Here is a 13,536-nt window from a genome sequence, read left to right on the forward strand (position 1 = left end):
GCGAGGCACCGAGTGGTGGGGCAAGAGCGTTTTGCTTACTTTTGCGCTTTTCAAAAGTGAGCCGCTGTAAGAGCGGAACCGTCAGCGGCCGTTACCTAAATAACGGATATGCCCCCCAGCCCTACTTCAAATTCCCACTCAAAAACTGCTGCAACCGCTCACTCTTCGGATTCCCCAGCACATCCTCCGGCGCGCCCTGTTCCTCCACCAACCCCTTGTGCAAAAACAGCACCTGGCTCGAAACCTTCCGGGCAAAGCTCATCTCATGGGTCACCATGATCATCGTCCGGCCCTCCTCAGCCAAACCCTGGATCACCTTCAACACCTCACCCACCAATTCCGGGTCCAGCGCCGAAGTCGGCTCATCAAACAGCATCACCTCCGGCTCCATCGCCAACGCCCGGGCAATCGCAACCCGCTGCTGCTGACCACCCGACAAAAACGCCGGATACTGACCCGCCACCCGCGCCGGCAGCCCAACCTTGTCCAGATAACGGCGAGCGCGGTCCTCGGCGTCCTTCTTGCTGCAGCCCAAGACCCGACGCGGCGCCATGGTGATGTTCTCCAGCACACTCATATGGCTCCACAAGTTGAAATGCTGAAACACCATCGCCAACCGCGTACGCAAACGCTGCAACTCCGCGTCATCAGCCACGCGCATCCCGTGGCGGTCACTGACCATACGAATCTGCTGGCCATCCAACGTCATGGCCCCGTCATTCGGCTGTTCAAGAAAGTTGATACACCGCAAAAAGGTGCTTTTGCCCGAGCCGCTGGCGCCGATCAAACTGATCACATCGCCGGTCTTGGCCTTGAGCGAAACACCTTTGAGCACCTCATTGTCGCCATAGCTTTTATGCAGGCCTTCAACGGTCAATTTGTACATGGGGCGTGCATCCTCAAGGCGAAAGTAGATAGCCGCTGCGATAGGCCTCAAGGCCTGCGACATGGGCGATAACCATCCCGGCAGTGGCCATGCGTCGCAGCGAGCGGGCGTAAAGCAGGCCGGCATTGCGGCAATGCACCGGCGTTACGCGGTCAGAAATGGGGTCGATGATTTCGGCAATCAGTTGCCCGGCTTCCAGGTATTCCCCGGGCAGTGCGCTGAACACCAGCAAGCCGCCCACGGGGGTAGCGATCGGCTCCACACCCGCCAGCGGTGTGGCCGGGTAGGGCAGTTCCGGCAATGGCGCAGGCTCGCCGCTGATCGCGCCGAAGTGAATCAGGTAGTCAATGATCGCCTGGCAGTCGAGGCTGGCCAGGCCATGATTCACATCACCTTGGCCGCGCAATTCGACGGTCACCGAAAAACTGCCCATCGGAATCGGGAAGCGCTCGCCAAACCGTTGCTGCAGTTGCCACCACACCAGGGTGAAACACTCATCGAACGACTGCCCGCCGGAGTCGGTGGCCAACAGGCTGGCTTCCGACCCGATATAGCGCGCCAACGGCTCAACCTTTGGCCACGCTTCGGGGGTGGTGTACAGGTGCGCCACGGCTTCGAAGTCGCAGTGCAGGTCCAGCACCATGTCGGCGTCGCACGCCAGGCGTTGCAGCGTCAGGCGCTGGGACTCCAGTTGCGTAACCGGTTCTTGCGCCGCCAGGGCCAGGGTCAGGGCGTCGCGGATCAACTCCACGTTGTGCTGCGGGTCATCCCCCAGCAGGCCTTCGACCTGATGGCCGACTTCGCCGCTCAGGTCGACAAACAGGCGATTGAAGTTCTGCCCGCTTTCCAACTCGTAGCGGCCCAGGGGGATGTCCATCAACACCTGTTCCAGGCCGGTCGGGTTGGCGATGGGCACCAGCACGACCTCGCTGCGCAGGCGGCCGGCGGCGGCCAGTTGCGCCAGGCGTGCCTTCAAGTGCCAGGCCACCAACATGCCCGGCAACTCGTCGGCATGCAGCGACGACTGGATGTAGATCTTGCCTTCGGCCTGTTCCGGCCCGAAGTGGAAGCTGTGGATCTGCCGCGCCGTGCCCGGCACCGGCGCCACAAGTGGATGAATCTGATGACGCATGAAGGCTCCTTAATGGCTGGGCCCGAGAAAGGCCAGCCAGCGGCGCTCCGCCAGACGAAACAGACCGACCAGGGCAAAGGTCACGGTCAGGTAGATCAGCGCAGCGATACCGAATGATTGAAACGTCATGTAGGTGGCCGAGTTGGCGTCCCGGGCGACTTTCAGGATATCCGGGATCGTCGCGGTGAAGGCCACCGTCGTCGAGTGCAGCATCAGGATGACTTCATTACTGTAGTACGGCAGCGAGCGACGCAGGGCCGACGGCATGATCACGTAGGCGTACAACTTCCAGCCGCTCAGGCCGTAGGCTTTCGCCGCTTCCACTTCGCCGTGGGCCATGCTGCGGATTGCCCCGGCAAAAATCTCCGTGGTGTAGGCGCAGGTGTTGAGGGCGAAGGCGAGAATCGTGCAGTTCATCGCATCACGAAAGAACGCATCCAGCACCGGCTGCGCGCGAACCGCCGCGATGCTGTAGATCCCGGTGTAGCAAATCAGCAATTGGATATACAGCGGCGTGCCGCGAAACAGGTAGGTGTAGAACTGCACCGGCCAGCGCACCCAACGATTGGGTGAAACCCGGGCGATGGACAGCGGAATGGAGACCAGGAAGCCGATGAAGATTGAGGCACTGAGCAGCCACATCGTCATGGCCAGGCCGGTAATGTGTTGGCCGTCGCTATAAAGGAAGGGGCGCCAGTATTGCTGAATAAGCTCGATCATCGCACGGCCTCCCGGGAGCCTGCGGAGTAGCGCCGTTCCAGGTAACGCAGGACGACGTTGGACGCGCTGGTGATCAGCAGGTAGATAAACGCCGCGATCACGAGGAAATAGAACAGCTGATAGGTGCTTTTGCCCGCATCCTGCGCGGCCTTGACCAGGTCCGCCAGGCCGATGATCGACACCAGTGCCGTGGCTTTGAGCATCACACACCAGTTGTTGTTAATGCCCGGCAGGGCGAAGCGCATCATCTGCGGGAAGGTCACGAAACGAAACCGCTGGCCGCGCGTAAGCCCGTAGGCCGTGGCGGCCTCCAATTGGCCACGGGGCACGGCGAGGATCGCGCCGCGAAAGGTCTCGGTGAAATACGCACCGTAGATAAAGCCCAGGGTGATCACCCCGGCGCTGAATGGGTCGATCTCGATGTAGTCCCATTCCATAAAGTCGGTAAAGCCAGTCAGCCAGATTTGCAGGCTGTAGAAAATCAGCAGCATCAGCACCAGGTCAGGCACGCCGCGAATCAAGGTGGTGTAGATCTGCGCGGGAATCCGCACGAACGACAGGCTGGAGAGTTTGGCGGTGGCGCCGAGCAGGCCCAGCAACACGCTGACGGCCAGGGAGAACACCGACAACTTGACGGTCATCCAGGTGCCTTGCAGCAACAGCGGGCCGAAACCCTTCAAGCTAAAGGCACTGAGCCCCAGGGTTTGCAAAAGATCTTCGAACATAAATCAGGACCTATGGCGATAAAAAAGCGCCCCTCCAGAGGAAGGGCGCCCCAGGCATTATTTGCCGCTGTACAGGTTCAGATCGCCAAAGTGTTTCTTCTGGATGGTGGCGTAGGTGCCATCATCGTGTAACGCTTTGATACCTTTATCCAACAAGGCCTTGAGGTCTTTGTTACCTTTTTTGATACCGACCGCAGTTTTGGACGGCAGCAATGGATCGTCGATGGCCTTGCTGACTTCGTAGTCAGCGCCGGCTGGCGACTTCAAAAAGCCCAGTTCGGCTTGCAGCATGTCCTGTACGGAAGCGTCCAGGCGGCCGGAAGTCAGGTCGGCATACACCTGGTCCTGGTTGGCATAGGCCTTGGTGGTCACACCGGCTTTGTCCAGTACGGCCTTGGCGTAGGCTTCCTGGATGGTGCCTTGCTCGTAGCCCACGGTTTTGCCCTTGAGGGACTCAGGCGTGGAGTAGTTCGCGCCCTTTTTGAACACCAGGGACGTCGGGCCGGAGAACAGCTCGTTGGAGAAGTCGATCGCCTTTTCACGGGCTTCGGTCACGGTCATCGAGGAAATCACGCCATCAAACTTGTTGGCATTGAGGCCTGGAATCATGCCGTCGAAATCACTTTCGACCCACTTGCACTTGACCTTCAGCTCGGCACAGATGGCATTGCCCAGGTCGATATCGAAGCCCACCAGGCTACCGTCAGCGGCTTTTGACTCAAACGGCGCGTAGGACGGATCGACACCAAAACGCAATTCCTTGTATTCCTTGGCCAGCGCAGAACCTGCGGCCATGCACAGAGCCAGTGCAGAAAGGGTCAGCAATGCTTTTTTCATTATGTAATCCCTGGAAACCAAGATAAGCGCTTGTGGCGCGGTTAGGACTGTTACTGAACGGTGTCAGACCGAACTCAAGTAGCAATTTCTGCACCATAGTTCCGAATGGTCGTTTTAAAAGGTGAGATTAAGGAGTTTAGTCGACAGGAAATGCCCGAAAATGGGCATTGATAAATCCATGCATCATTTTGAGGCGTGTGAAGTTTTCAAATGAGGGGGCGGGCTTGCTGTGGTGAGGGGGCTTGTCCCCCGTCGGGTTCACCACAGATTGATGGGGCTGCTTCGCAGCCCAACGCGGGGCAAGCCCGCTCGCCACAGCAAACCCGCTCCCACATTGATCGGTGGCGTTTGTGAGAGGTGTCAGGCCAGTAAATCCTGCAGGGTCGCCAGGTTGTCGGCCTCCTCGACGGACTTGTCCTGGCGCCAGCGCAACATCCTCGGGAAACGCACGGCAATCCCGCTCTTATGCCGCTTGGACAGGGCAATGCCTTCGAAGCCCAGCTCAAACACCAGGCTTGGGGTAACACTGCTCACCGGGCCGAATTTTTCCACGGTGGTCTTGCGGATAATCCCGTCGACCTTGCGCATTTCTTCATCGGTCAGCCCCGAATACGCCTTGGCGAACGGCACCAGCGTACGTTCGCCGCCCGGCGGGCCGTCCCACACGGCGAAGGTGTAGTCGCTGTACAGGCTGGCGCGCCGGCCATGGCCACGTTGGGCGTAGATCAACACCGCGTCGACGCTGAACGGGTCGACTTTCCACTTCCACCACACGCCCATGTCCTTGGTCCGGCCCACCCCGTAAAGGCCATCCCGCGCCTTGAGCATCATGCCTTCCACCCCCAGGCTGCGGGACGCTTCGCGCTGCTGCGCCAATGCCTGCCAGCTGGCGCCGGTCAGCACTGGCGAAGCTCGTAACGCGGGCTGGTCGCAGTCGGCAATCACCTGCTCCAGTTGTGCCCGGCGCTCGGCCTGGGTGTGGTTGCGCCAGTCTTCGCCGTGGTGTTCCAGCAGGTCGTAGGCCAGCACCGCGACCGGGGCGTCCTCGAGGATTTTCTTGCCCAGGGTTTTGCGGCCGATGCGTTGTTGCAGCAGGGCGAAGGGTTGTACCGAGCCTTTCCACACCACGATTTCCCCGTCGATCACCGTGCCATCAGGCAGGCCGTGTACCAGGTCGTGCAGCTCCGGGAAGCGATCGGTGACCAGTTCTTCGCCCCGTGACCAGATCCACAGGCGGCCTTCGCGCTTGACCAGTTGCGCGCGGATGCCGTCCCACTTCCATTCCACCTGCCAGTCAGCGGGGGCGCCGAGCAGGGCATCGAATTGCTCCACCGGTTGGGCCAGGGCATGGGCAAGAAAAAACGGATAAGGCTGCCCACCACGTTGGGCGTGTTCGTCGGACGATTCGGCGGCAATCAGCTTCAAATAGCCTTCGGCCGTCGGGCGATTGGACAGGTCGGTGTAGCCCACCAGACGCTGGGCCACCCGCTTGCTGTCCAGCTCCGCCATCGCGGCGAGGGCTCGGGTGACGAGCAGCTTCGACACGCCGACCCGGAAACTGCCGGTGATCAGCTTGATGCACAGCATCAGGCTCGGTTGATCCAGTTGTGCCCATAAGGCGGGCAGGCGCTCGGCCAATGCTTCGGGCGGCAAGCCACGCAGGGGCAGGAGTTTTTCTTCCAGCCACACCGCCAAACCGTCGTCCGAGGTGTGGGGCGATTCCGGTAACAGCAGGGAAATGGTTTCCGCCAGGTCGCCTACCGACTGATAACTCTCTTCGAACAACCACGGCTCAATGCCGGCGGCGGCGGTCGCCATGTCCCGCAGCAATCGTGAGGGCACCAGTTGCCGGGGCCGCCCTCCGGATAAAAAGTACACCGCCCACGCGGCATCTTGCGCCGGCGCCTGGAGAAAATAGGCCTGCAGCGCGGCAAGCTTGGCGTTGCTGGAGGTGGTGGCGTCGAGGTTGGCGTACAGCTCGGCGAAGGCTTTCATGACGCCACTTCCTCTTCGTCATCGCCGTATTCGGTGGTGAATCCCTGGGCATCCAGGCCTTGTTCCCGCAGGTGCCGGACCAATACGCCCACGGAACCGTGGGTGACCATCACCCGCTCGGCGCCGGTTTGCTCAATGGCCCACAACAGGCCGGGCCAATCGGCGTGGTCTGAAAGCACAAAGCCGCGGTCCACCCCGCGTCGCCGCCGGGCACCGCGCAAGCGCATCCAGCCGCTGGCGAAGGCGTCGCTGTAATCGCCGAAACGGCGCATCCAGGTACTGCCGCCGGCCGAGGGCGGGGCGATGATCAGGGCTTGGCGGAGCAAGGGGTCGGTCTTTTTGAAATCACCGGCGTAGAGGGTTTCGGGGATATAGATGCCGGCTTCGCGGTACACCCGGTTCAGGGGGTCGACCGCGCCATGGCTGAGGATCGGGCCGATACTGGCGTCGATGCCGTGGAGGATTCGCTGAGCCTTGCCGAAGGAATAACAGAACAACACGCTGGCTTTGCCGGCGGCGATATTGGCCTGCCACCAATCGTTGATCCCGGCAAAAATCTGCGCCTGGGGCTGCCAGCGGTAGATCGGCAGGCCGAAGGTCGATTCGGTAATAAAGGTATGGCAGCGCACCGGCTCGAACGGCGCACAGGTGCCGTCGGGCTCCACTTTATAGTCACCGGAGGCCACCCAGACTTCGCCCTGGTATTCCAAACGCACCTGGGCCGAACCGAGCACGTGGCCAGCCGGATGGAAACTCACGTTGACGCCGTGGTGGCGCAGGGTTTCACCGTAGGCCAGGGTTTGCAGGTTGATGCCCTGGCCCAGGCGCGAACGCAGGATGCCTTCGCCGGGGGCCGCGGCCAGGTAATGCTGGTTGCCGGTGCGGGCGTGATCGCCGTGGGCGTGGGTGATCACCGAGCGCTCCACCGGGCGCCAGGGATCGATGTAGAAATCCCCGGCGGGGCAGTAGAGGCCTTCGGGCCGGGCGATAACAAGGTCCATGGGCGTGCCGGGGAGGTGGGCTTGTTAGTTATGAGGCGGGGATGAGCGGAGAAGTTCTATCGGAATGTATGCAGTCAAATGTGGGAGCGGGCTTGCTGTGGTGAGGGGGCTTGTCCCCCGTCGGGTTCACCCCAGATGGATGGGGCTGCTTCGCAGCCCAACGCAGGGCAAGCCCGCTCACCACAGCAAGCCCGCTCCCACAGTTTGATTCGGTTTTGTCAGGTATATCGGGTTATTTTCCCGGCACCAACGTCAACCGCGTCTTCCCATACACCCCGTCAAAATTCTGCGGCTGCATCGGGAAGCTCAGGTATTGCGCCTTCAGCCACGGGTCGATGCCATTGGCGTAGTTCGGGCTGGCCGGGTTGCCGGATTGGCCGATGCCGCTTTGGCCCATCATCGGTTCCACTTGCCCGAAGTCGACAATCATCCGCAGCGCCGGCACCTGGGTGGTGTCGAAGCTCTGGCCCCAGCTATACGGCGCGCTGTTCAGCGTGTTGTGATCGCCCCCCGCTGCCACTGGCCCACGAAGGGCCTGGCCGCGGGTGTTTTTCCAGGTGTAGCTGTGCAGTTTGCCCCACTGCCAGGCCTTGTGATCGACGCCCAATGCGCTGTCGCCCGCGGTGATTGCAGCGGCCAGGCTGCGGGCCAGGATCGCCGGCTTGTCGGTTTTCTGCCCGGTGCGGGCGTCGTTCCAGAACGGGCTGTCTTCGCGGCCCAGCAGGTGATCGGCCACGGCCGAGTACGACAGGTTGGCATTGCCGATAAAGGCTTTCCAGGTGGCACTGTTTTCCGGGCCGAGTTCGTCGAGGAAAATCTGCTTGGCGCTTTCCTGCAGGAACAACTCATAGATCGCCGCGTCGGCGGAGGTGGCGGACAGCCGGCCATCGAAGGCCATCAGGCGGCCCAACGCTTCCCGCGCCTTGGCCTGTTCGGCCAGCGGCAATGCGTCGATCGCCTGTTTCAGCGGCTGGGCCATGCCCGGCGCCTGGAACATGCTCTTGAGCTTGGCGGCAAACGTGGTGGTCTGGTCGTACTGCATGGCGATCATGCTGCGGCTGTCATGCTTGCCGCTGCCCGCCAGTTGCGCGATCCGTTCGGCGCGTTCCGGCGCCGCCCACGAGTTGGACAGTTGCATGCCGTAGCCGCGGGGAATGGTGCGCTGGTTGGCGGTGCCGATCCAGCCCTGGGTCGGGTCCTGATCGTAAGGGTGCAGCATCGCGTCGGCGTAGCCGTCCCAATCGAAACGCCCATCCCAGCCCGGCGACGGCACCAGGCCTTCGCCCTCACGGCGGTTCGGGAAGCGCCCGGTCACTTGCCAGCCGATGCTGCTGGCGTCGGCGAAGATCATGTTCAGGGCAATGGCGCGAATTTCCCGGGTGGCGTCAGACGCTTTACCGGCATTTTGCGCACGGGACAGGTCGAAGAACGCGTCCAGGCTCTTGTCGTCCTTGAAGTCGGCGGTCTGCAAGGCCAGGCCGTAGCCGCTGTTCAGCGACTGGGCGCTATTGAGCAATGGCCCGTGACGGGTTTCGTACACCGCTTCACGAATCGGCCGCTGGCCCTTGGCGAAGTAGGTTTCGTTACGCACGATGGCCGGCAGCCATTTGCCGTTGTTCTCGTAGTACAGCGCAGTGCCCTGGCGCTTGACCTTCTCCAGGAACACGTCCTGAGTGTCACCCGCGACCTGGCTCATGCTCCAGGCCACCTTGCCGTTGAAGCCGGAAAGCAGGGTTGGCAGACCGGCAATCGACACACCGGCGGCCTGGTATTTCGGCGAGCGGATCTGCACGTAGTTCCACAGCGACGGGGCCTGCATCGACGTCGACAGGTCGTTGGCCAGCAGGCTCTTGTTGCTGCGGCTGCGCTGCGGGCCGATCGCCCAGTTGCTGGAGCTGGAGGTGCCCAGGGTGTTCAGGGTGCCGAGGTGTTCGCTGAGGCTGGTCAACGCGGCAAGGCCCGGGATCTGGCTCAGGTTGATGCCCTTGAGCTTGTCGGACTCGGCCACCGGCAATGGTTCATCCGGGTAGCTTGGGGTCAGCCAGGCGAGTTTGTCGGCGCCGACTTTTTGCGCCAGTACCAACGAGGACAGTTCTTCCTGCAAGTTGGTGGACTCGCTGAAATTCAGCAGGCAGAACAGCAGCGCCGAATCTTCCGGCTTCCAGTATTCAGGCTTGTAGCCGGTCTGGGCCAGGTCAGGCGGCAGCTTGTCGCGGTAGCGGAACAGGTAGGCGTTGACCCCGCGCGCATACACTTCAAAGAAGCGCTTGAGGCGCGGCGACGAGGCGTTATACAGCTCGCCGGCGCTCTTGCGCAGGTTGACCGCCCGCATGAAACGGTCGACATCCAGCACATCCGGCCCGGACATTTCCGCCAGACGGCCCTGGGCCAGCAGGCGCAGGGTGACCATCTGGGTGATGCGGTCGCTGGCGTGCACGTAGCCCAGGGTGAACAGCGCGTCATGGAAGGTGCTGCTTTCAATCAGCGGGATGCCCTGGCTGTTGCGGCGCACCGAAACGTTCTGCGCCAAGCCCTTGATGGGCTGCACGCCGGAAACCGGAGGCAGGGTGTCTTGGGTGCTTTGTAACTGGCAACCGGCCAGGCCCAGGGCACTGGCAATGGCCGCGGCAACGCCGAACCGGGGAAGAAAATGTGAGAGGGCTGGCGAGGCCATGGCAAAGCTCCTGCGGGGGTAGCGTCAGTAAAGGCGCTACGTTAGTGAGCGCGGCGAAACGACGCAAGCGGGAGGCGATGCTTATTTCAGGATTTGCGTAAGGTTTCTAGTCGGGCACAAATCAGTGTGGGAGCGGGCTTGCTCGCGAAGGCGGTGTATCAGCTAAAAGAGTTGTGGCTGATCCACCGCCTTCGCGAGCAAGCCCGCTCCCACATTTTTGATCCCGTTGACCTTCAGGACTTCGGCGGATTGACCTTCTGCACCAGCTCATAAGCACGCACTGTCGCCGGGCGTTGCTTGATGTGGTTGAACCAGCGTTCTACATGTGGGAAGTCTTCCAGCTTCTGGCTTTGCCACTTGTGGGAAACGATCCACGGATAGATCGCCATGTCGGCAATGCTGTATGCCTCGCCGGCCACAAATGTGCGGTCGGCCAGGCGCCGGTCCAGCACGCCATACAGGCGGGCGGTCTCATCCACATAGCGTTTGATCGCGTAGGGAATCTTCTCCGGGGCAAACTGGCTGAAGTGGTGATTCTGCCCGGCCATCGGGCCCAGGCCGCCCATTTGCCAGAACAACCATTGCAGGGCTTCCTGACGCCCGCGCAGGTCCTGGGGAATGAACTGGCCGGTTTTTTCCGCGAGGTACAGCAGGATTGCGCCGGATTCAAACAGGGAAATCGGTGCGCCACCGTCCGTCGGGTTGTGATCGACGATGGCCGGGATGCGGTTGTTGGGAGCGATTTTCAGAAAGTCGGGCTTGAACTGGTCGCCCTGGCCGATGTTGATCGGGTGCACCTTGTAAGGCAGGCCGGCTTCTTCCAGGAACAACGATACTTTGTGACCGTTGGGGGTGGTCCAGTAGTACAGATCGATCATGAAGCTCTCCAAGGGGTGGGACGCTTGGGCGAATGCCTGTAGGTATAGGTAATGTTACCGTGACGAAAATTCAATGAAACATTTGGGTCTATCGATATGGAAATCCGTTCGGGCGCAGCGTTGGTGCTGATTGATCAGCAAAAAGGCATCCATCATCCCAAGCTGGGGCGGCGTAATAACCCGCAGGCGGAAGCACGGATGCTTGAGCTTTTGAAGCATTGGCGGCGCAACGGGTGGCCGGTGATTCATGTGCAGCATTTGTCCCATTCACCGGAGTCGGTGTTCTGGCCGGAACAGTCGGGTGTGGAGTTTCAGGACGCGTTTATTCCGCAAGCCGATGAGCGACTGATCCAGAAGCGGGTGCCGGACGCGTTTTGTGGGACGGGGCTGGAAGCGAATTTGCGTGAGGCCGGGATTCGGCAAGTGGTGCTGGTGGGCGTGGCCACCCATAACTCGGTGGAGGCCACGGCCCGAACTGCCGGCAACCTGGGGTTTGAGACATGGGTGATCGAAGATGCCTGCTACACCTTCGACAAGGCGGACTTTTTCGGGCGGATGCATTCGGCCGAGACGGTGCACGCCATGTCGTTGGGTAACCTGCACGGTGAATACGCCACAGTGATTTCCTCCAAACAGTTGCTGGAGTGACCGTTGTGGCGAGGGAGCTTGCTCCCGCTGGACCGGGCTGGAGCTCCAGTGCGAAGCGCTCCCGAGTGCCTCACCTCAGTCCGCCTGAAGACGCGTGTGCCCAGGTTTTGGGGCTGCTGCGCAGCCCAACGGGAGCAAGCTCCCTCGCCACAGAGGATCTAAGCCACGGCGCCATCCACCAGCACCTGCAACGTCTGCTGGGAACACCGCTCAATGCGCACCTGCACGCCATAGACCTCGGCAAACAACGCCGCATCCAGCACGTCGTCCGCTGTACCACTGGCATACAACCGGCCCTGTCGCAGCACCGCGATATGGTCGGCATAACGCGCCGCCAGGTTGATGTCGTGCAGCACCACCACCGCAATCAGGTTGTGCTCGCGCACCAAACCCCTGACGCAGTCCATGACCTTCAGCTGGTAGTTCAGATCCAGCGCGCTGGTGGGCTCATCCAGCAGCATCACCTGCGGGCGGCGCGCGATCAGTTGCGCCAGGCTGACCAATTGCCGTTGGCCTCCGGATAACGTGCTCAACAGCTGATCCGCCAGATGAGCGATGCCGATCCTTTGCAATGCATCAAACGCCTCGCGCATGCACGCGTCGCTGGACAGCGCAAGGCCATCGACGCTCGCCACCCGCAGCGCGGCGATCACGCTTTCCATCACGCTCAGGCTTAAGCCCGGCGGCAGGTTCTGCGGCATATAGGTCACGCGTCGGGCGCGTTCGCCGACAGACATTTTTGTCAGGTCCAGGTCACCCAATCTGACAACGCCCTGCATCTTTTCCAACCCGGCCACGGCCCGCAACAACGTCGATTTGCCCGCACCGTTGGGCCCGATCAACGCGGTCAAGCTGCCGTGGGCCAAGGTCGGCAAACTCAAGTCATGCACAATCTGCCGCCGGCCATAACTGACGTGGGCGTTTTGAACCGACAACCCGCTACTCATAACTGCCTCCCACGCTTGAACACCAGCAACACGAAAATCGGCACGCCCACCAGGGCGGTGACGATACCCACCGGTACGATCACCCCGGGCATGATCAGCTTGCTGGCGATGGACGACAGCGACAGCAGCAAAGCGCCCACAAGCGCGCTGGCCGGCAGCAGGAAGCGCTGGTCTTCCCCCACCAGAATCCGCGCGATATGCGGACCTACCAGGCCGATAAATCCGATGGTTCCCACAAACGCCACGGCGGTGGCCGACAGCAGGCTGATGCGCAACAACGAGAAAAACCGCAGGCGCTTCACGTCGACACCAAAGCTTTGCGCGCGGTCTTCGCCCATGCGCAGCAGGGTCAGGCGCGGGGCGGCAGCGAAGGAAAAGGGCATGACCACGGCGACCACAAAGGCAAGGATGCCGAGCTTGTCCCAATTGGCGCGGGTCACGCTGCCCAGGGTCCAGAACACCAGTTGCTGCAGCACGTCCTCGGTGGCCACCAGTTGCAACAGGGCGACCACCGCGTTGCAACTGAACACCAGGGCAATCCCGAACAGCACCAGGCTTTCCACCCCGGCACCCCGCAGGCGTGACATGGCTTGCAGCAAAAATACCGAGGCGGCGGCGAATACAAACGCCGAAATGGAAATGGCTGTATTGGCCGACACCCACAGCGTGGTCACCGGAAACACAATCACCAAGGACGCGCCCAGCGCCGCCGCCGAGGAAACCCCCAGCGTGAACGGACTGGCAAGCGGGTTATTAAGGATGGCCTGCATCTCGGCGCCTGCGAGCGACAGTGCGCAACCGACCAATACGGCCATCAAGGCGTAGGGCAGGCGCACGTTCCAGATAATCACTTGGTCGGTGGCACTCAGGTGGGCCGGGTGCAGCAAACCGTCGAGCAGGGCGCCAAGGCCCATGCCCGACGGGCCGCTGGCCAGGTCCACGAGGATTGCGCAAACCAGCGCGCCTCCCAGCAGGGCCAACAGCCAGCAACGGCGCGCGAGCAGGCGACGATAGCCCTGGCTGGCGGTGGCGAGGTCGAGGGTTTGAGTGGTCATTGGATTCGCAGCCTTGAAAACGACGAAAATCCCTGTCG

At 61.6% G+C, this 13,536-nt stretch carries 12 protein-coding genes; 1 reads left to right on the plus strand and 11 read right to left on the minus strand.

All coding sequences use genetic code 11. From position 1 onward, the window contains the following. Nucleotides 1–121: 121 nt before the first annotated feature. The 9 genes from HX855_RS07640 to HX855_RS07680 all read right to left on the minus strand — a co-directional run bounded on the left by HX855_RS07640 (nucleotide 122) and on the right by HX855_RS07680 (nucleotide 10,848). Nucleotides 122–886, minus strand: coding sequence for an ABC transporter ATP-binding protein (locus HX855_RS07640; RefSeq protein ID WP_003209529.1), 765 nt, complete (start codon nucleotides 884–886; stop codon nucleotides 122–124). Between the two features lie 13 nt (nucleotides 887–899). Continuing rightward, the gene (locus HX855_RS07645; protein ID WP_177082226.1) at nucleotides 900–2,018 is read right to left on the minus strand and encodes a succinylglutamate desuccinylase/aspartoacylase family protein; all 1,119 of its coding nucleotides are present in this window, start codon (nucleotides 2,016–2,018) and stop codon (nucleotides 900–902) included. Nucleotides 2,019–2,027: 9 nt separating this feature from the next. Continuing rightward, nucleotides 2,028–2,738, minus strand: coding sequence for an ABC transporter permease (locus HX855_RS07650; RefSeq protein WP_177082227.1), 711 nt, complete (start codon nucleotides 2,736–2,738; stop codon nucleotides 2,028–2,030). Next, a complete protein-coding gene (locus HX855_RS07655) occupies nucleotides 2,735–3,463 on the minus strand; it encodes an ABC transporter permease (RefSeq protein WP_177082228.1) in 729 nt (242 codons plus the stop codon). The genes HX855_RS07650 and HX855_RS07655 overlap by 4 nt, the downstream gene beginning before the upstream one ends. A 57-nt stretch (nucleotides 3,464–3,520) precedes the next feature. Beyond that, nucleotides 3,521–4,300: a transporter substrate-binding domain-containing protein gene (locus HX855_RS07660; protein ID WP_177023308.1), complete on the minus strand. Its 780-nt coding sequence runs from the start codon at nucleotides 4,298–4,300 to the stop codon at nucleotides 3,521–3,523. 360 nt (nucleotides 4,301–4,660) lie between these two features. Beyond that, nucleotides 4,661–6,295 (minus strand): ATP-dependent DNA ligase, encoded by a 1,635-nt coding sequence (locus tag HX855_RS07665; protein ID WP_177082229.1) that lies wholly within the window; start codon nucleotides 6,293–6,295, stop codon nucleotides 4,661–4,663. Beyond that, the gene (locus HX855_RS07670) at nucleotides 6,292–7,296 is read right to left on the minus strand and encodes a ligase-associated DNA damage response exonuclease (protein WP_177082230.1); all 1,005 of its coding nucleotides are present in this window, start codon (nucleotides 7,294–7,296) and stop codon (nucleotides 6,292–6,294) included. Before HX855_RS07670 ends, HX855_RS07665 begins: the two co-directional genes overlap by 4 nt. A 232-nt stretch (nucleotides 7,297–7,528) precedes the next feature. Then, entirely contained in the window at nucleotides 7,529–9,970 is a 2,442-nt protein-coding gene (locus HX855_RS07675; RefSeq protein ID WP_177082232.1) for a penicillin acylase family protein, read from the minus strand. Nucleotides 9,971–10,203: 233 nt separating this feature from the next. Beyond that, nucleotides 10,204–10,848, minus strand: a complete 645-nt coding sequence (locus HX855_RS07680; RefSeq protein WP_177082234.1) for a glutathione binding-like protein — start codon at nucleotides 10,846–10,848, stop codon at nucleotides 10,204–10,206. Nucleotides 10,849–10,944: 96 nt separating this feature from the next. On the opposite strand from HX855_RS07680, the gene HX855_RS07685 reads away from it, so the two are divergent. Beyond that, nucleotides 10,945–11,496 carry a cysteine hydrolase family protein gene (locus HX855_RS07685; protein WP_177082236.1) on the plus strand — a complete coding sequence of 184 codons (552 nt, stop codon included), beginning with the start codon at nucleotides 10,945–10,947 and terminating at the stop codon, nucleotides 11,494–11,496. 158 nt (nucleotides 11,497–11,654) lie between these two features. Here the strand turns inward: HX855_RS07685 and HX855_RS07690 are convergent, their stop codons facing one another. Together HX855_RS07690 and HX855_RS07695 are read right to left on the minus strand one after the other, a co-directional pair. Then, nucleotides 11,655–12,443, minus strand: coding sequence for an ABC transporter ATP-binding protein (locus HX855_RS07690; RefSeq protein WP_177082238.1), 789 nt, complete (start codon nucleotides 12,441–12,443; stop codon nucleotides 11,655–11,657). Beyond that, nucleotides 12,440–13,498 carry an iron ABC transporter permease gene (locus HX855_RS07695; protein ID WP_177082240.1) on the minus strand — a complete coding sequence of 353 codons (1,059 nt, stop codon included), beginning with the start codon at nucleotides 13,496–13,498 and terminating at the stop codon, nucleotides 12,440–12,442. The genes HX855_RS07690 and HX855_RS07695 overlap by 4 nt, the downstream gene beginning before the upstream one ends. Nucleotides 13,499–13,536: the final 38 nt, after the last annotated feature.

It is taken from the genome of Pseudomonas sp. IPO3778, assembly GCF_013386825.1.
Taxonomy (GTDB): Bacteria; Pseudomonadota; Gammaproteobacteria; order Pseudomonadales; family Pseudomonadaceae; genus Aquipseudomonas.

Bases quoted from the DNA above. Each gene is read 5' to 3' on its own strand.
- HX855_RS07640 (WP_003209529.1), bottom strand. From the start codon at position 886: ATGTACAAATTGACCGTTGAAGGCCTGCATAAAAGCTATGGCGACAAT.
- HX855_RS07645 (WP_177082226.1), bottom strand. From the start codon at position 2,018: ATGCGTCATCAGATTCATCCACTTGTGGCGCCGGTGCCGGGCACGGCG.
- HX855_RS07650 (WP_177082227.1), bottom strand. From the start codon at position 2,738: ATGATCGAGCTTATTCAGCAATACTGGCGCCCCTTCCTTTATAGCGAC.
- HX855_RS07655 (WP_177082228.1), bottom strand. From the start codon at position 3,463: ATGTTCGAAGATCTTTTGCAAACCCTGGGGCTCAGTGCCTTTAGCTTG.
- HX855_RS07660 (WP_177023308.1), bottom strand. From the start codon at position 4,300: ATGAAAAAAGCATTGCTGACCCTTTCTGCACTGGCTCTGTGCATGGCC.
- HX855_RS07665 (WP_177082229.1), bottom strand. From the start codon at position 6,295: ATGAAAGCCTTCGCCGAGCTGTACGCCAACCTCGACGCCACCACCTCC.
- HX855_RS07670 (WP_177082230.1), bottom strand. From the start codon at position 7,296: ATGGACCTTGTTATCGCCCGGCCCGAAGGCCTCTACTGCCCCGCCGGG.
- HX855_RS07675 (WP_177082232.1), bottom strand. From the start codon at position 9,970: ATGGCCTCGCCAGCCCTCTCACATTTTCTTCCCCGGTTCGGCGTTGCC.
- HX855_RS07680 (WP_177082234.1), bottom strand. From the start codon at position 10,848: ATGATCGATCTGTACTACTGGACCACCCCCAACGGTCACAAAGTATCG.
- HX855_RS07685 (WP_177082236.1), top strand. From the start codon at position 10,945: ATGGAAATCCGTTCGGGCGCAGCGTTGGTGCTGATTGATCAGCAAAAA.
- HX855_RS07690 (WP_177082238.1), bottom strand. From the start codon at position 12,443: ATGAGTAGCGGGTTGTCGGTTCAAAACGCCCACGTCAGTTATGGCCGG.
- HX855_RS07695 (WP_177082240.1), bottom strand. From the start codon at position 13,498: ATGACCACTCAAACCCTCGACCTCGCCACCGCCAGCCAGGGCTATCGT.